The sequence below is a fragment of the Mycobacterium sp. PDNC021 genome, assembly GCF_048282635.1.
Classification (GTDB): Bacteria; Actinomycetota; Actinomycetes; order Mycobacteriales; family Mycobacteriaceae; genus Mycobacterium; species Mycobacterium llatzerense.
Map to the genome: position 1 here is coordinate 3,942,819 of NZ_CP182502.1, position 16,147 is coordinate 3,958,965.

Annotated in this window: 17 protein-coding genes and 1 pseudogene; 8 read left to right on the forward strand and 10 right to left on the reverse strand. The window is 67.8% G+C overall.

Annotation, left to right across the window (positions count from 1 at the left end):
• Nucleotides 1–131 precede the first annotated feature (131 nt).
• Nucleotides 132–1,460 carry a DUF349 domain-containing protein gene (locus ACNO8X_RS18770; protein WP_418002219.1) on the forward strand — a complete coding sequence of 443 codons (1,329 nt, stop codon included), beginning with the start codon at nucleotides 132–134 and terminating at the stop codon, nucleotides 1,458–1,460.
• Between the two features lie 4 nt (nucleotides 1,461–1,464).
• Here ACNO8X_RS18770 and ACNO8X_RS18775 read toward each other — a convergent pair whose 3' ends face one another.
• Entirely contained in the window at nucleotides 1,465–2,061 is a 597-nt protein-coding gene (locus tag ACNO8X_RS18775) for a hypothetical protein (protein WP_418002220.1), read from the reverse strand.
• Nucleotides 2,049–3,629: a MiaB/RimO family radical SAM methylthiotransferase gene (locus ACNO8X_RS18780; RefSeq protein WP_418005955.1), complete on the reverse strand. Its 1,581-nt coding sequence runs from the start codon at nucleotides 3,627–3,629 to the stop codon at nucleotides 2,049–2,051. The genes ACNO8X_RS18775 and ACNO8X_RS18780 overlap by 13 nt, the downstream gene beginning before the upstream one ends.
• 162 nt (nucleotides 3,630–3,791) lie before the next feature.
• Between ACNO8X_RS18780 and ACNO8X_RS18785 the strand changes: the two genes are divergently transcribed.
• The 4 genes and pseudogenes from ACNO8X_RS18785 to ACNO8X_RS18800 all read left to right on the forward strand — a co-directional run bounded on the left by ACNO8X_RS18785 (nucleotide 3,792) and on the right by ACNO8X_RS18800 (nucleotide 6,939).
• A complete protein-coding gene (locus ACNO8X_RS18785) occupies nucleotides 3,792–4,520 on the forward strand; it encodes an amino acid ABC transporter ATP-binding protein (RefSeq protein ID WP_260939801.1) in 729 nt (242 codons plus the stop codon).
• Nucleotides 4,521–4,588: 68 nt separating this feature from the next.
• Nucleotides 4,589–5,344: pseudogene (locus ACNO8X_RS18790) on the forward strand (glutamate ABC transporter substrate-binding protein); the annotation flags it as partial.
• A gap of 39 nt (nucleotides 5,345–5,383) precedes the next feature.
• Nucleotides 5,384–6,058, forward strand: a complete 675-nt coding sequence (locus ACNO8X_RS18795; RefSeq protein WP_231575545.1) for an amino acid ABC transporter permease — start codon at nucleotides 5,384–5,386, stop codon at nucleotides 6,056–6,058.
• Nucleotides 6,058–6,939: an amino acid ABC transporter permease gene (locus tag ACNO8X_RS18800; RefSeq protein ID WP_418002221.1), complete on the forward strand. Its 882-nt coding sequence runs from the start codon at nucleotides 6,058–6,060 to the stop codon at nucleotides 6,937–6,939. Before ACNO8X_RS18795 ends, ACNO8X_RS18800 begins: the two co-directional genes overlap by 1 nt.
• Here the strand turns inward: ACNO8X_RS18800 and ACNO8X_RS18805 are convergent.
• Complete coding sequence (locus tag ACNO8X_RS18805) at nucleotides 6,906–7,526, reverse strand: TetR/AcrR family transcriptional regulator (protein ID WP_418002222.1); 621 nt, start codon at nucleotides 7,524–7,526, stop codon at nucleotides 6,906–6,908. The genes ACNO8X_RS18800 and ACNO8X_RS18805 overlap by 34 nt on opposite strands.
• Nucleotides 7,527–7,645: 119 nt before the next feature.
• Between ACNO8X_RS18805 and ACNO8X_RS18810 the strand changes: the two genes are divergently transcribed.
• Both ACNO8X_RS18810 and ACNO8X_RS18815 read left to right on the forward strand, forming a co-directional pair.
• Nucleotides 7,646–8,401: a 3-oxoacyl-ACP reductase family protein gene (locus ACNO8X_RS18810; protein ID WP_071285277.1), complete on the forward strand. Its 756-nt coding sequence runs from the start codon at nucleotides 7,646–7,648 to the stop codon at nucleotides 8,399–8,401.
• A 186-nt stretch (nucleotides 8,402–8,587) separates the two neighbouring features.
• Nucleotides 8,588–9,448 carry a hypothetical protein gene (locus ACNO8X_RS18815; RefSeq protein WP_418002223.1) on the forward strand — a complete coding sequence of 287 codons (861 nt, stop codon included), beginning with the start codon at nucleotides 8,588–8,590 and terminating at the stop codon, nucleotides 9,446–9,448.
• On the opposite strand, the gene recX is transcribed toward ACNO8X_RS18815, so the two are convergent.
• The 7 genes from recX to ACNO8X_RS18850 all read right to left on the reverse strand — a co-directional run bounded on the left by recX (nucleotide 9,445) and on the right by ACNO8X_RS18850 (nucleotide 15,586).
• Nucleotides 9,445–9,978: a recombination regulator RecX gene (recX, locus tag ACNO8X_RS18820; protein ID WP_418002224.1), complete on the reverse strand. Its 534-nt coding sequence runs from the start codon at nucleotides 9,976–9,978 to the stop codon at nucleotides 9,445–9,447. The two genes, ACNO8X_RS18815 and recX, sit on opposite strands and share 4 nt — an antisense overlap.
• Complete coding sequence (gene recA / locus ACNO8X_RS18825) at nucleotides 9,947–10,996, reverse strand: recombinase RecA (protein WP_418002225.1); 1,050 nt, start codon at nucleotides 10,994–10,996, stop codon at nucleotides 9,947–9,949. Before recA ends, recX begins: the two co-directional genes overlap by 32 nt.
• A gap of 147 nt (nucleotides 10,997–11,143) precedes the next feature.
• The gene (locus ACNO8X_RS18830; RefSeq protein ID WP_418002226.1) at nucleotides 11,144–11,923 is read right to left on the reverse strand and encodes an SDR family oxidoreductase; all 780 of its coding nucleotides are present in this window, start codon (nucleotides 11,921–11,923) and stop codon (nucleotides 11,144–11,146) included.
• Between the two features lie 17 nt (nucleotides 11,924–11,940).
• Nucleotides 11,941–12,735, reverse strand: coding sequence for an SDR family NAD(P)-dependent oxidoreductase (locus tag ACNO8X_RS18835; RefSeq protein ID WP_418002227.1), 795 nt, complete (start codon nucleotides 12,733–12,735; stop codon nucleotides 11,941–11,943).
• Entirely contained in the window at nucleotides 12,732–14,087 is a 1,356-nt protein-coding gene (locus ACNO8X_RS18840; RefSeq protein ID WP_418002228.1) for a WS/DGAT/MGAT family O-acyltransferase, read from the reverse strand. Before ACNO8X_RS18840 ends, ACNO8X_RS18835 begins: the two co-directional genes overlap by 4 nt.
• 119 nt (nucleotides 14,088–14,206) lie before the next feature.
• Nucleotides 14,207–14,401, reverse strand: a complete 195-nt coding sequence (locus ACNO8X_RS18845; RefSeq protein ID WP_043393813.1) for a DUF3046 domain-containing protein — start codon at nucleotides 14,399–14,401, stop codon at nucleotides 14,207–14,209.
• 9 nt (nucleotides 14,402–14,410) lie between these two features.
• Nucleotides 14,411–15,586 (reverse strand): glycosyltransferase, encoded by a 1,176-nt coding sequence (locus ACNO8X_RS18850; RefSeq protein ID WP_418002229.1) that lies wholly within the window; start codon nucleotides 15,584–15,586, stop codon nucleotides 14,411–14,413.
• Between the two features lie 121 nt (nucleotides 15,587–15,707).
• Between ACNO8X_RS18850 and ACNO8X_RS18855 the strand changes: the two genes are divergently transcribed.
• Nucleotides 15,708–16,145 carry a limonene-1,2-epoxide hydrolase family protein gene (locus tag ACNO8X_RS18855; protein ID WP_418002230.1) on the forward strand — a complete coding sequence of 146 codons (438 nt, stop codon included), beginning with the start codon at nucleotides 15,708–15,710 and terminating at the stop codon, nucleotides 16,143–16,145.
• The last annotated feature ends 2 nt before the right edge of the window (nucleotides 16,146–16,147 follow it).

A 16,147-nucleotide genomic window follows, 5' to 3' on the forward strand; every position in this document is an offset into this window, starting at 1 on the left:
AACGAGTCCGGCAAACGCCTGCGCAGACGGCGCGTCGACCTGTTTGAATAGCGTGCGAGTACCAGATGACGGCGCCGCGTCGCGCGGCAGAAGCGTAGGTCACCCTGCGCGCGGGCATGAGGAGCACGAATATGACCACCACCGAACCCGGCAACACCCCCAAACCGACTCCTCGGCCCGGTCCGCCGCGCCCCGGTCCCCGGCCCAGCCCCAGCCCCAACCATCCCCCGGCGCCTGCCGCCGCCGCGCCGCCCACCTGCGATCCGCACCGGTTCGGCCGCGTCGACGACGACGGCACGGTGTGGTTGATCACTGCCGCCGGCGAGCGCAACATCGCCTCGTGGCAGGCCGGCGACGCCGAAGCCGCGTACGTCCACTTCGGCCGCCGATACGACGATCTGAGCACCGAGGTCGCGCTGCTGGAGCACCGGCTCGGCACCGGTAGCGGCGACGCCCGCAAGATCAAGGCCGCCGCCGCGACGCTGCTCGAATCCGTCCCGACCGCCGCGGTGCTGGGCGATGTCGACGCCCTGACCGCCCGGCTGACCGCCGTCGTCGAGCAGGCCGGCGCCAGCGCACAGGAGGAGCGGGCCAAGCGCGACGAGCTCCGGGCCACCCAGACCGCCCGCAAGGAAGCACTGGCTGCCGAGGCCGAGGACATCGGCGCCAACTCCACGCAATGGAAGGCCAGCGGTGATCGGCTGCGGGCGATCCTCGACGAGTGGCGCACCATCACCGGTCTGGACCGCAAGGTCGACGACGCGCTGTGGAAGCGCTATTCGGCCGCACGCGAGGCGTTCAACCGCCGCCGGGGCTCGCACTTCGCCGAGCTGGATCGCGAGCGGGTGGGCGTGCGGCAGGCCAAGGAGGCGCTGTGTGAACGCGCCGAGGCACTGTCCGACTCCACGGACTGGGGCAACACCGCCTCGACGTTCCGTGATCTGCTGACGGAGTGGAAGGCCGCGGGCCGCGCCGCCAAGGACGTCGACGACGCGCTGTGGAAGCGGTTCAAGGCCGCCCAGGACACGTTCTTCAGCGCCCGCAACGCGATCAACGCCGAGAAGGACGCCGAGTTCAACGCGAACGCCGACGCCAAGGCCGAGCTGCTGATCGAGGCCGAGAAGATCGACATCAGCGATGTCGAGGCGGCCCGTGCGGCCTTCCGGGCCATCGGCGACAAGTGGGACGCCATCGGCAAGGCCTCGCGCGACCGCACCGCCGAGCTGGAGCGCCGGCTGCGGGTCGTCGAGAAGAAGATCCGCGACGCCGCGCAGAGCGGATGGACGGACCCCGAGGCGCAGGCCCGGGCCGATCAGTTCCGCGAGCGGGCCGAGCAGTTCGAGCGTCAGGCCGAGAAGGCCGAGGCCGCGGGTAAGGCCAAGGATGCCGAGAAGGCGCGGGCCAGTGCGGCGCAGTGGCGTGAGTGGGCCGACGCCGCCTCAGCGGCAATCAAGAAGTAGGCGCTCAGGCGCCAGGGCTGTCCGGGCCGTCGAGCAGCCCGCGCTTCTGCTGCTCGGCGGTCGCGTCGCGGCGCTGTGCTTCGGCGGCCAGCTGCACCGCGGTGCGTGACCACACCACGCGGGCCCAGTGGAACGTCAGCAGGATGACGGCGATCCACGCGAGGTAGAGCCCGAAGCCGGGTCCCGGGTACGGGTGCACGACGGTGTTGCGCGACCAGATGGCGAGCATGCCGAGGAAGCACGACACGGCGGAACCGGCCAGCGCGATCCAGGCCAGACCCCAGCGCCGGGTCAGCAGCGCCAGCATCGAGAAACCGACGCTGAACACCAGGATCAGCCACACGAACACCCGCGACGGCAGCAGAATCTTCGCGTCGAGGGCGACCTGATCGCCGAGCAACACGTCGAGCCCCTTGACGCCGCCGGTGTGCGGCAGCACGAACGACAGCAGGATCACGAACACGCAGATCGCCACGACCATGGCGCGGCCGCCGGGATCGATCTCGCGGGCGATGCGCTGCTCGGCGGCGTCGATGTCCTGTTTGAACTCCTCGAACTCGCCGTTGGTGCCGTTGGGCTTGGTGTCGTTCATCGTGAACATCCCTGCTCTACGGGCGTGGCGGGGGGCGCGCCGATCTGCGGCATGCCCAGCCCGACGCCGGTGGTGGGTTTGCGGCCGGCGGCATGCGCGTCGCCCGCGCGGGTGCGGCGGTGGCCGGCGATCGGCGCATCGGCGATCAGGTGGTGCGGCGCGGCACCGGTGACGGTCGTGGTGACGATGTCGCCGGGCCGGATGTCGGCGTCGCCCGGGGTGAAATGCACCAGCCGGCCGTCGCGGGCTCGGCCTGACATTCTCTCGGTGGCGGAATCTTTGCGGCCTTCGCCGGTGGCCACCAGCAGCTCGACCTCCCGGCCGACCTGCGCCAGGTTCTCCTCCCACGAGATGCGCTCCTGCAGCTCGATGAGCCGCATATAACGTTCGGAGACAACCTCTTTGGGCAGTTGGTCGGGCAGCTCGGCGGCCGGCGTGCCGGGCCGCTTGGAGTACTGGAACGTGAAGGCGCTGGAGAAGCGGGCGCGTTCGACGACGTCGAGGGTGGCCTGGAAATCCTCTTCGGTCTCGCCCGGGAATCCGACGATGATGTCGGTGGTGATGGCCGCATACGGGATCGCCGCGCGCACGCGCTCGATGATGCCGAGGTACTTCTCGGCGCGGTACGAGCGGCGCATCGCCTTGAGGATGCGATCCGAGCCCGACTGCAGCGGCATGTGCAACGTCGGGCAGACGTTCGGGGTGGCCGCCATGGCCTCGATGACGTCGTCGGTGAACTCTGCGGGGTGCGGCGAGGTGAACCGGACCCGCTCCAGGCCCTCGATGTCGCCGCAGGCACGCAGCAGTTTGGCGAACGCGCCGCGGTCCCGTTCGATGTCAGGGCCGGCAGGGCCCTCGCGCAGTAGCTCAGCCCAGGCCTCCGGGTCTTCGCGCAAGCGCTCATCCGTGGCGAACGAGACGCCGTAGGCGTTGACGTTCTGGCCCAGCAGCGTGATCTCCAGGACGCCCTGGTCCACCAGGGACTGCACCTCGGCGAGGATGTCGCCCGGACGCCGGTCGACCTCCTTGCCACGCAGCGACGGCACGATGCAGAACGTACAGGTGTTGTTGCAGCCGACGGAGATGGAAACCCATGCCGCATAAGATGATTCGCGCGTGGCGGGCAGCGCCGACGGAAACTCCTGGAGCGCCTCGACGATCTCGACCTGAGCTTCGCGGTTGTGCCGGGCCCGTTCCAGCAGCACCGGCAGTGAGCCGATGTTGTGCGTACCGAACACCACGTCGACCCACGGCGCCTTGCTCAGCACCGTGTCGCGGTCCTTCTGCGCCAGACAGCCACCGACCGCGATCTGCATGTTCGGGTCGCTCTGCTTGCGCGGCGCCAGGTGGCTGATGTTGCCGTAGAGCTTGTTGTCGGCGTTCTCCCGGACCGCGCAGGTGTTGAAGACCACGACGTCCGCGTCGTCGCCGTCGTCGGCGCGCCGGTAGCCGGCGCCTTCCAGCAGGCCGGCGAGCCGTTCGGAGTCGTGGACGTTCATCTGGCACCCGTAGGTGCGGACCTGATAGGTGCGCCCCGCGCCGGAACCCGTAGCAGACTCCGTGGCGTCAGCTTCCACGTCCGGAGTCGCTGTCGAAATCACCTGCCAATCGTACGGGCGGCGCGGTTTATACCAAATTTGCCGAGGGGTTTCCGGGTTTCTGTGACAGACCACGGTCCGTGGCTTACCTGGGTAGGGTCTGTGAGCATGGTCACCGGCGAGACGACACCTGCCACCCCGATGATCTCGGTCAAGGGGGTCAACAAACACTTCGGTGCGCTGCATGTGCTGAAGGACATCAATCTCGAAGTCCCTCGTGGCCAAGTGGTCGTGCTGCTCGGACCGTCAGGTTCGGGCAAGTCGACCTTGTGCCGCACCATCAACCGACTCGAGACGATCGACTCGGGGACGATCCACATCGACGGAGACCTACTGCCCGAAGAGGGCCGCAAGCTCGCGACGCTGCGGTCCGAGGTCGGCATGGTGTTCCAGTCGTTCAACCTGTTCGCGCACAAGACAATTCTCGACAACGTCACCCTGGCGCCGATGAAGGTCCGCGGCAAGGCGAAGGACGAGGCCCGGACGAAGGGGCTGGAACTGCTGGAGCGCGTCGGGGTGGCCAACCAGGCCGACAAGTACCCGGCGCAGTTGTCGGGTGGGCAGCAGCAGCGCGTCGCGATCGCCCGGTCTCTGGCCATGGGCCCGAAGGTCATGCTGTTCGACGAACCCACCAGCGCGCTGGACCCCGAGATGGTCAACGAAGTGCTGTCGGTGATGACGTCCCTGGCCACCGAGGGCATGACCATGATCGTGGTCACGCACGAGATGGGCTTCGCCCGCCGGGCGTCGAACCGGGTGGTGTTCATGGCCGACGGCACCATCGTCGAGGACGCCGAGCCCGACGAGTTCTTCACCGCACCGAAGTCCAACCGTGCCCGGGACTTCCTGGGCAAGATCCTGGACCACTGATCGTGGAACGATCGATACGGCAGAGTTCGGTGACACGTGGATACCGCCGTCTCGCCGCCGTCGCCGTCCTGATCCTGGCGCTGCTGACCCTGAGTGCCTGCGGCGCCAGCAGCAAGAAGATCACCATCGGCACCAAGTTCGACCAGCCCGGTCTGGCCGCGAAGAAGCCCGACGGCACCTTGGCCGGCTTCGACATCGACGTCGCGACCTACGTGGCCGGGCAGCTCGGCTACAAGCCCGACGACATCGAGTGGAAAGAAGCCCCGTCGGGTCAGCGCGAGAACCTGATCCAGAACCACCAGGTCGACTTCATCGCCGCGACGTACTCCATCACCGACGCCCGCAAGCAGAAGGTGTCGTTCGCCGGTCCGTACCTGGTCACCGGGCAGAGCCTGCTGGTGCGCGCCGACAACAACGAGATCACCAGCGTCGAATCACTGCAGAACCACAAGAAGCTCTGCTCGGTGTCGGGTTCGACTCCGGCGCAACGCATCAAGGACAAGTACCCGGGCGTGCAGCTGCAGCAGTACGACACCTACTCGGCCTGCCTGGAGGCCGTGAAGACCGGGGCCATCGATGCGCTCAGCACCGACGAGGTGATCCTGGCCGGGTACGCCGCCCAGACCCCTGGTGCGTTCAAGCTGATCGGCAAGCCCTTCTCGGTCGAGAAGTACGGCATCGGATTGCTCAAGGGCGACAAGGAATTACGCCAGAAGATCAACGACGCCATCGAGAAGATGCAGAAGTCCGGTGAGTGGCAGGCCGCGTTCGACCGCAATCTGGGCCCGGCCGGACTGTCCGCGCCGCCACCGCCCCCGTTGGACACCAACATCTATGGCGCCGGCGGGGCGAAGCGCGTCGATCTGTGGGGCACCTACGGCGGCAAGATCCTGAAGGCGTTCTGGACCACGATCCAACTGACGCTGCTCGCCGCGGCCGGCGCGCTGATCCTGGGCACGGTACTGGCCGCGATGCGCCTGTCGCCGGTGCCGGTGCTGCGCTGGCTGGGCACGACGTACGTCAACGTGGTCCGCAATACCCCACTGACGTTGATCATCCTGTTCTGTTCGTTCGGTATCGGGAACACCCTGCGGGTCACGCTGGTCGATTCGCATTCTCCGACGGCTGTGGTGGACAGCAACTTTCGGCTCGCGGCCCTCGGGTTGACGGTCTACACCGCGTCATTCGTGTGCGAGACATTGCGCTCGGGCATCAACACCGTGCCGCTGGGACAGGCCGAGGCCGCCCGCTCGCTGGGGCTGAGCTTCGGGCAGAACCTGCGGTTGATCCTGCTGCCGCAGGCTTTTCGCGCGGTGATCAACCCGCTGGGTTCAGTGCTGATCGCCTTGGTGAAGAACACCACGATCGCGTCGGCCATCGGCGTGGCCGAGGCGGCGCTGCTGATGAAGGAGATGATCGAGAACACCGCGGCGCTGCTGGCGGTCGGCTCGATCTTCGCCGCTGGTTTCGTGGTCCTGACGTTGCCGTTGGGACTGTTGTTCGGTTGGTTGGGTAAGCGATACGCGGTGGTGCGGTAATGAGTACATCGTCCGTTCTCTACGACGCCCCGGGGCCGCGGGCGCAGCGGCGCAACCTGCTGTTCGCCGCCCTCATAGTCGCGGTGATCATCGCGATGGCCGCTTGGGTGCTGTGGCAGTTCGAGTCCAAAGGCCAACTGACCGAAGCGAAGTGGCACCCGTTCCTGACCGCGAACCTGTGGACGACGTACGTGCTGCCAGGCGCCGTCGGCACGTTGACGGCGGCGGTGGTGTCGATCGTGCTGGCGCTCGTGCTGGGTCTGGCGCTGGGCATGGGGCGATTGTCGGAGGCCCGCGCGGTGCGGTGGGTGTGCTCGGTCTTCGTCGAGTTCTTCCGGGCCGTCCCGGTGCTGATCATGATGTTGTTCGCGTATTTCCTGTTCGCGCTGTACGACGTCTTCCCGTCTCGTCAGCTGGCGCTGGCCGGCGTGATCACGGGACTGACGCTGTACAACGGCGCGGTCATCGCGGAGATCGTGCGGGCCGGCGTGTACGCGCTGCCCCGCGGGCAGCGTGAGGCCGCCGTGGCGCTGGGCCTGCGGCCCAGTCAGACGTTGCGGCTGATCCTGCTCCCCCAGGCCGTGACGTCGATGCTGCCGGTGCTGGTGTCGCAGATGGTGGTGGTGCTCAAGGACACCGCGATCGGCTATCAGATCACGTTCGTCGAGATGGTCCGCCAGGGTACGAACATCGGTTCGGCGTACAGCAATTACATCCCCGCGCTGATCGTGATCGCGGTGCTGATGATCAGCCTCAACTTCGCGCTGTCGGCGCTGGCGACCCGCCTGGAAGCGCGGCTGCGGCAGTCGCGGCGTACCCCGGATCCGCTCCCGGTGAACACCGGTATTCAGGAGGATGCGCCGGGTACTCCGCCGGTCTGAGGTGCTCCGGGCCAGGCGCGGAGCGCCTGATCGGCCACCGCGTGCAGTTCGTCGCGCTCGACGCCGCCGTTGGCCTGGACTGCCAGGCCCTGACTGACAGCGACGATCCAGCGCGCCACCAGCTGCGGGTCCGCCCCGGGCAGTTCGCCCATCGGCTGGGCAGCCGTGAAACGTTCGGCCAATTCAGCGATTCCGTCTTCGCGCAGCTGGGCGAGCTCCGCATGCAACTCGGCCGCCTCGTCGCCTGCGGCCAGGGCGCTCTGCACCAGCAGGCATCCGCGCGGACCCGCCGCCCCGGAAGACCCGTCGACAGCGCCGTGCACCATGGCATACGCGGTATCCCACGCGGTGGGCAGGGCCAGCGCGCGTTCAACGTAGCTGCCGGGACCTGCCTGGTAGCGCCGCACCGCCGCGCGAAACAGCTCGGCCTTGGAACCATATTCGTCATAGAGGCTGCGGCGGTTGACACCGGTCGCCGCCGTGAGATCGCTGATGGACACCCCGTCATAGCCGTGCTCCCAGAACAACCGCATCGCGGTGTCCAGGACACGCTCCGGGTCGAACGTGCGCGGTCTGCCTATCGCCATCAACCCTCCCGATGTGATCCGGGCCACAGTCCGGAATGTCACCCGACCGTAGCGGCTTGTGCTGAACGTACTTAGTAACCGATCGGTTCGAAAGAATCATTCCACGACGGGGAGAACTCATGAGCACCACTTCGGAAGCCCCACTCGCCGGGCGACGCGCACTGGTCACCGGCGGTTCCCGCGGCATCGGCGCCGCCACCGTGCGCAGGCTCGCGGCGGACGGCGCGGCGGTCGCGTTCACCTACCAGTCCTCGCCCGATGCCGCTCAGGACCTGGTCGACGAACTCGAGGCGGCCGGCGCCAAGGTGGCCGCCATCAAGGCCGACAGCGCCGACGCGCTGGCCGTCGCCGCCGCGGTGGACGAAGCCGTCGAGCGACTCGGCGGACTGGACATCCTGGTCAACAACGCCGGCGTCGCGCAGGGAGCACCGATCGAGTCGTTCCCGCTGGAGGACTTCGACCGGATGCTGGCGATCAATGTGAAGGCCGTGTTCGCCGCCATTCAGCGCGCCGTGCCGCACCTGGGCGCCGGGGGCCGGATCATCACCATCGGCTCCGTGAATGCCGACCGGGTGCCGACTGCCGGCTTCTCGGTCTATGCCCTCACCAAGGCCGCGGTCGCCGGGCTGACGCGAGGCCTGGTGCGCGAGCTCGGCCCCCGCGGCATCACCGTCAACACCATCCAGCCGGGGCCGGTCGCCACCGACATGAACCCCGACACGGGCGACTTCGCCGACGAGCTGCGCCCGCTCATCGCGGTCGGCCAGTACGGGCAGCCTCGCGACATCGCGAGCGCCGTGGCCTACCTGGCCCATCCCGAGTCGGGGTTCGTCACGGGCGTCACCTGGAACATCGACGGCGGCTTCGTGATCTGACGCCGGACCGACCCGCCCGCAGGGTTCACCTCTCGGTGAACCCTGCGGGCACGCATGTCGTGTCCCTGGTTGGAGGTTCACTCGATCCCGGGAGGCGTCATGAGTGTCGCGGTTCGTGCGTTTGCCGCAGTTCCAGCTCCAACCCAAACCGTCGCGGCGCTGTGCACCGCGTGTTTGGTACTCACGATGGCGCCGACACCAGGGCGCGCCACCATCCCGTCGGTGCCCGTTCTGACCGAACCGGGCATCTCGCTGACAGCGCAGCCGCTGCCGCTACCGCTCGATCTGCTCAACCAGCAGGTGGTGTTCAACGTCGGGCTGTTCGCCGATTGGATCACCACCGGTGCCGCACTGTTCCAACGCCAGACGCAGGTACCGGGGAGTTTCGTGGCGGCCATCGGTAGTGGCACGCCGCCACTGAACGCCGCCGCACAAGCGCTGAGCGCGGTCGCCGACATCGAGTTCGAAGCCGGCCGCGATCTGATCGGGTTCGCTCAGGACATCGCGGTCTTCCAGCTCCAGTTCAGGGCGACCACACTGTCTGCGTTCCCGCCGTTCAACACGGGGCCTGGTCAGCAATTCGTGGTCGACACCACGGCATTCGGCCTCAACGTCACGCAGCAGATGGTGAACTTCGCCCGGGCGGTGATCACGTCGGTGGAACAGTTCACCCATAACGCACTGCATACCCCGCTGCCGATGACGATGACGGCCGCGAAGCCAACGGCCGCCGTCGACATCCCGGACACCCCAGTCATCCCGAACACTCCAGTGACCCCGAAAAAACCAACAGTGCAACAGGATTCGATCGTCTCGACGTTCATCCCGAAACTGCCCAAGCCCCCGAAGTCGCCCAAGCAGCCCACGCAACTTCCGGACGCGACGACCGATAGCGTCGTCCACCCGCCGGCCGGCCAGTTCTCGCCGCCGAAATTCTCGGCACCCAAGTTCTCGGTGCCGAAGTTCTCCGTCCCGAAGTTCTCGGTGCCGAAGCTGTCGCCACCCAAGGTCAAGCACCCTGAGCCCAAGGGCTCATCCAAGGACTAAACCGTGCGGCGCTGACGCTCCTGCGTGAGCTGGGTGTTGACCACATCGAAGGCCATGCCCTGGCTGTAGCCGCGACGTGCCAGCATCGCGACCAGCCGCCGAGTCACCTTCAGCTCGTCGTCGAGGCTTTCCCGTCGCAACTTGGTGGCGACGAGTTCCTCGGCGCGCACCCGCCACTCTCCCGCGTCGACGCTGTCGAGCGTCTCGGCGATCACGTCAGCGTCGATGCCTTTGGTCCGCAGCTCAGAGGCCAAGGCGCGCTTGCCTTTTCCCGCATTGGTGCGGCGTTCGCGCACCCACTGCTCGGCGAATGCCACGTCGTCGACCAGACCGACCTCTGTAAGCCGGTCCAGCACCCGGGCGCTGATGTCCTCGGGGAAGCCACGCTTGGTCAGCTGGGTTTCGAGTTCCGCCCGGCTGCGCGCCCGGGCGGTGAGCAGACGCAGACACACGTCCCGCGCCTGCTCCTCACGCCTCTGCGGCTGCGCCGGCTCGGTCTCAGAAGTCGACCGGGGCGGGAAGGACGTCATCAGCCGCACCATCGGTCATCACTGCACCGATACCGAGCTTCTCTTTGATCTTCTTCTCGATCTCGTTGGCGGCATCCGGGTTCTGCAGCAGGTAGTTGCGGGCGTTCTCCTTGCCCTGCCCCAGCTGTTCGCCGTCGTAGGTGAACCACGAACCGGACTTACGGATGAAGCCGTGCTCGACACCCATGTCGATGAGCGAGCCCTCCTTGGAGATGCCCTTGCCGTAGAGGATGTCGAATTCGGCCTGCTTGAACGGCGGCGCGACCTTGTTTTTGACGATCTTGGCCCGGGTACGGTTACCGACCGCATCGGTACCGTCCTTGAGCGTCTCGATCCGGCGCACATCGATACGCACCGAGGCGTAGAACTTCAAAGCCTTACCACCGGTGGTGGTTTCGGGCGAACCGAACATCACGCCGATCTTCTCGCGCAGCTGGTTGATGAAGATGGCGGTGGTGCCGGAGTTGTTCAGCGCGCCGGTCATCTTGCGCAGCGCCTGGCTCATCAGGCGGGCCTGCAGACCGACGTGGCTGTCACCCATCTCACCCTCGATCTCGGCGCGCGGCACCAGTGCGGCGACCGAGTCGATGACCAGGATGTCGATGGCGCCGGAACGCACCAGCATGTCGGCGATCTCCAGGGCCTGCTCACCGGTGTCGGGCTGAGAAACCAGCAGCGCGTCGGTGTCCACACCGAGCTTCTGGGCGTAGTCGGGGTCCAGCGCGTGCTCGGCGTCGATGAACGCCGCGATGCCACCGGCGGCCTGGGCGTTGGCCACCGCGTGCAGGGCGACCGTGGTCTTACCCGAGGATTCCGGGCCGTAGATCTCGACGACGCGGCCGCGCGGCAGACCACCGATGCCGAGGGCGACATCCAGCGCGATGGACCCGGTCGGGATGACCGAAATCGGTTGGCGGGTCTCATCTCCCAGCCGCATCACCGAGCCCTTGCCGAAGTTCTTGTCGATCTGTGCCAGCGCGAGTTCGAGTGCCTTCTCGCGATCCGGTGCCTGAGCCATGAGATGATCTCCGTCCTTGTGGGTGTTCGGTTGACCGGTGTTCCGATCGGTTGGCCGTGACGCTAGATCAGGCCACCGACAAGTCAGCTCAGTCGAACTGAGACCCACAGTAGCGAACGTTTGTTCGACTGCAAGAAGACACGCCGATCAATGACCGGTGGCGCGTCGGTTCACCTCCCGCAACACCCAGGACGGCACAAAGTCGGCGACCGCCATCAGCGCCCTGGCCTGCAATCCGACGGCGTGGTGCGGTCCGTGCGGCAGTCGGGGCCTGCTCTCGATGGTCTTCAGGATCGAATCGGCGACGTCGTCGGCAGTCAGCGACACCCCGAGCGCCCGGGTGCTGCTGGTGTCCACCCCGGCCACCATGTCGGTGGCGACGAACAACGGCCAGACGGCGCTGACCTTGACGTCGTCGTCGGCCCACTCCAGCTCGAGGGCCTCGGTGAGCCCACGGATCGCGAACTTCGACGCCGAATACGCGGCCAGTTCCGCCTGTCCGTAGATGGCCGACGCAGAGCAGAGGTTGATCACCTGCGCCCCTGCGGTCGAACGCAGATACGGGTACGCCAGGTAGCACCCGTTCATGGTGCCGCCGACGTTCACGTCGACGATGTTGCGCTGCTCTGCCAGCGGAAGATCCACGAAGTTGCCCGAGCTGAGGATGCCGGCATTGTTGATCAGCACATCCAGCCGGCCGCCGGTGACCTCGGCCAGCTCGGTGAGCCGAGCGGTCCAGGCATCGGCATCCTGAACATCCAGGCTGGCGACGACGGCGTCCGGTCCCAGCTCCGCGCGAAGGTCATCCAACGCGGTTGGATTACGGCCGTAAGCGGCCACCCGATAGCCCGCGCGGTCCAATCGCAGGGCAGTCGCACGACCGATTCCGGCGGTCGCGCCGGTGATCGCCACCGTCTTCATGGTCACAGTTGCTCCTCGAGCAGTCACAGCGAACGCTGGCGCCGCAGGCCCAACGTCCTCATCAGGGATAGGGCGCGCAGGCCGGCGGCCGGCGCCACGTCGGTACTGCGCGCGATGACGCCGCGCCAGCGGGGCACCACGCGGAAAATCTGGTGGGAGTCCATCAGTTCCAGGGCGGCGGCTGCCACGTCATCGGCGGCCAGCGGCTTGGGGCCCGAAAACAGCAGGGCCGCACCGGGATCGTGGGTCGTAGCGGTGACCATCTCGGTGTTCACCACGTCGGGGCACAGCGCGCGGGCCCGGATCGGCAGACCGGCGGTATGCAGTTCGCCCTGCAGCGAGGTGGTGTACGACAGCACCGCGGCCTTGCTCGCGGCGTACACCGCCAGCCCCGGCACGGGCGTCAGCGCAGAGATCGAGGCGATGTTGAGGATGACGCCGCCGCGCGCACCCATCGCGTTGACGGCCGCCATGCAGCCCGCCATCATCCCGCGGACGTTGACGTCGAGGGTCTGGACGACGTGCTCGGCGGGCTGCTCCCAGCTGTTACCCGCGTGCAGCACCCCGGCGTTGTTGACCCACACCGCAATTCGGCCCTGTTCCGCGGCCAGCGCGGCGATCCCCTGGTGGCTCGCGACGTCGCGCACGTCCTGAGCCAGGCCCCAGGCACCGCGCCCGACGGTCTCGGCGGCGCGCCCGGCGGCGTCCTCGTCGACGTCGGTGATCAGGACGCGGTGTCCCTGTGCGGCAAGGGCTTTCGCAATGGACAGACCGATCCCCCGCCCGGCTCCGGTGACTACGGCAATGGTGGCGCTCATGGGCCGACCTCCTCGGTGTCGAATTCATTCAAAGCTTCGCCGATATAGACGGCGATGTGTTGCAGGTGCGGCACCGCGTCGCGACTGCCGACGACGCTGAGATTGAGCTGCCCGTCGTAGCTGATGCAGGTGATATTGAGGCCGAGGCCCTGAAACGCCAGCGACACCGGGTAACACGCCTCCATCCGGGCACCGCGCAGGTAACGCGCGTCGGCCGGTCCCGGCACGTTCGAGATCGTGACGTTCATCGGCGGCCGGTACACGCGCGTGGCCTGGCCACTGATCAACACCGCGACCGGCAATGCCATGGTCAGCAGGGTGAAGACGGGACGCACCGGCCCAGCCATGCCGCGCAGGTGGTCTTTCGCGGCGGCCATGGACCGCTGGATGACGCCGAGCCGTTCCCGCGGATCAGCGACATCGGTACCGAGTTCCGACCACAGGAAGCCCACGGCGTTGCCACCTTCCTGGCCTTCCCCGCGCAGGTTCACCGGCACCCCGGCGATCAGCGACCGCTCGGGCAAGGCGTTCTGGTCGGCGAGGTAGCGCCGCAGCGCCGCGCCGCAGACCGCGAGGAAGACGTCGTTCAGCGAGGCGGCATGGCGTTTCGCGATGTCCTGCATGCGGCTCATGTCGAGCTGCTGCGTGGCGACGCGCCGGGCGTTGGTGACGCGGCCGTTGAGGATCGACTGCGGCGCTTCGAACGGCAGCCGCACCGGGTCACCGTCACCACCCAGCCGCACCAGTCCGGCCAGGCCGCGGCCCAGCTCACCGACCGCGCGCCACGGCGACAGCGACTGCCCGGCACCGCCGCGGCGACGGCGCGGCGGTGCGGCCACGGGCTGCTGCCACGGCGCCTGGGACGGCCCGTCGGGTGTGGTGGCGAGCTGTTCGGTGACGAGCCGCACGCCGTTGACGCCGTCGGTCACGCTGTGGTGCATCTTCGTGTACACCGCGAACCTGCCGTTCTCGAGACCTTCTATGACGTGGCAGGTCCACAGCGGACGGGTGCGGTCCAGCCGCGTGCTGTGCAGGTGCGAGATCAGGTCGCCGAGCTGGCGTTCCCCGCCCGGAGCCGGCAGCGCGGTGTGCCGGACGTGGTACTCCATGTCGAGCTGCTCGACGGTGTCCCAGGCCGGAGCCACCCCGGACAGCAAACCGCCGGCAAGGGTCTGGTCGAACGGCTTGCGCAGCGGCCGCGGCGCCCGGAAGTCGGCCACCAGGTCGGTGACGAAGTCGGGGCCGACGTCCTCGGGCAGTGCGAATATTTGCAGTGTGGCGACGTGCATCGGGGTGTCGGGAGTGTCGATGCGCAGGAACGTCGAGTCCAGCAGCGGCAGTCGGATGCTCACGTCGTCCTTCCTTCGTGGGGTACACGAAGGACGCTATGAGTCGGGAGTGGCAAACACCATGTCGTCGCCCTACAAACACTGTGACGCGCGTAGTCCCGGGAGACCAAACGAGATGGTGATCACCACTGATCGCGCGGCACGTCGAAGTCCGCGCACAGGGCCCGCCACACGTCGCGGGGGTCGACGCCGGCTTCGATCGCCTGAGCCGGGGTGCGGCCACCGAGGACCGCCAGCACGTGGTCGTTCACCAACGCCGCACCGCGCGCCGTACCGAACTGGTCTTCGATCAGCAGGGTGAATTCGGTCAGTCGCACCGCACCAACCTACTCAGCACCGACGCCCAGCGCCGCACGGCACACAGCCACCGGATCGGCGACGTCCGCTCCGCTGTCACCGGCCTGCCCGGCCGCCTTCCGATAGGACGGCGTCGACAGCACCCGACCGACAGTCGCCGCCAGCGACTCCGCGGTCAACGGCCGGATCAACTCGCCACTGCCTTGTCGCACAATCCGATTGGCGATCTCCCACTGGTCTCCGCCACCGGGCACCACCACCAGCGGCACCCCGGCCAGCAGCGTCTTGGACACGATGCCGTGTCCACTGCCGCAGATCATCACATCGGCCTGCTTCAGCAGTTCGTCCTGTCGACCGAGCCCGACCGCCGCCCACGGTGGCACCGGCACGTCGGCGCCGCGCAGCCGCGAGACGACGACGCGAGCACCGTCGGGCAGCGTCTGCCCGGGGATCAGCGCCGCCAGCGCGAGCTCATCGAGACCCTGCATCCCCGTGGTGGCCGTCGACGGCGCCACGACGACAACCGGGCCCGAGCCCGGCGGTATGTCCAGCACGGTCGCGGTCGGCTCGAAGTGCAACGGCCCGACGACAACGGCTTCGGCCGGCCAATCCGGTCGCGACAGCTCGAGCTCGGGCAGAGTCGCGATCAACCGCCGCGCCGGCCCGGGATCGGTTGCGGGCAAGCCGATTCCGACGCGCGCCGTGGATCGCTGCCGGTCCCCCTCGCGGATCGAGCGCGACGTGAAGAACCGTAGCGTCGCGTCCCGCAGCCGGCCGCGCAGGCCGACACCCGGCGCCAGGCCACTGCCCAACGGCGGCAACCCTTTCGACGGTAGGTACAGCGGGTGCGGTGTCAGCTCGACCCACGGCAGGCCCAGCAATTCAGCGGCCATGCCGCCGCACACCGTGATGACGTCCGACACCACCAGATCGGGCGCCAGCTCACGCAGCACGGGCACATTGAGTACCGCCATCCGCGCGGCTCGCTCATGGATCTTGGCGCCCGAGTCGAGGTCGTCGTCGCCGTCCTCGGGGTCGAGCCCGAGCAGTTCCCGAGCGTCGACGCCGGCCGCCCGCGCGGTGTCGAGCCATTGCCGGCCCGTCAGCAGCACCGGGCGGTCGCCGGCCGCCTGAAACCGAAGGCACAGGGCGATCGCCGGAAAGGCATGGCCGGGATCAGGCCCGGCAACCACGGCGATACGCATCGGGTCACCCTGTCACACCAGCACCTGGGCACCGCCGGGCAGGAGCACTGGGCCTGATGGCCGCACTCCTCAACGCGGCTCGTCCCTCGCCGCTTGATCGTCGCGCGGCTACGGTGGGCTTATGACACAGACCACACCGGCAGTGACCCAGACCAATGCCGAGATCGTCGAATCCTTTCTCTATGCCCTGCAGGCCGAGGACATGGACACCGCAGACAGCCTGCTCGACGACAACCTCGTCTACGAGAACGTCGGGCTGCCCACCATCCGCGGCCGCGCCCGCGCCATGAAGCTGTTCCGCCCCATGAAGAAGAGCCCGGTCAGTTTCGAGGTGAAGTTCCACCGCCTCGTCGGAGAGGGTTCTACCGTGCTCAACGAGCGCACCGATGCGCTCGTCATCGGGCCCGTGCGCCTGCAGTTCTGGGTGTGCGGCGTGTTCGAGGTGCACGACGGCCGGATCACGCTGTGGCGCGACTACTTCGACATGTTCGACATGGTCAAGGCCACGGTGCGCGGTCTGCTCGGGGCCGCCATCCCGGCCCTGCGGCCGACTATGTAGCC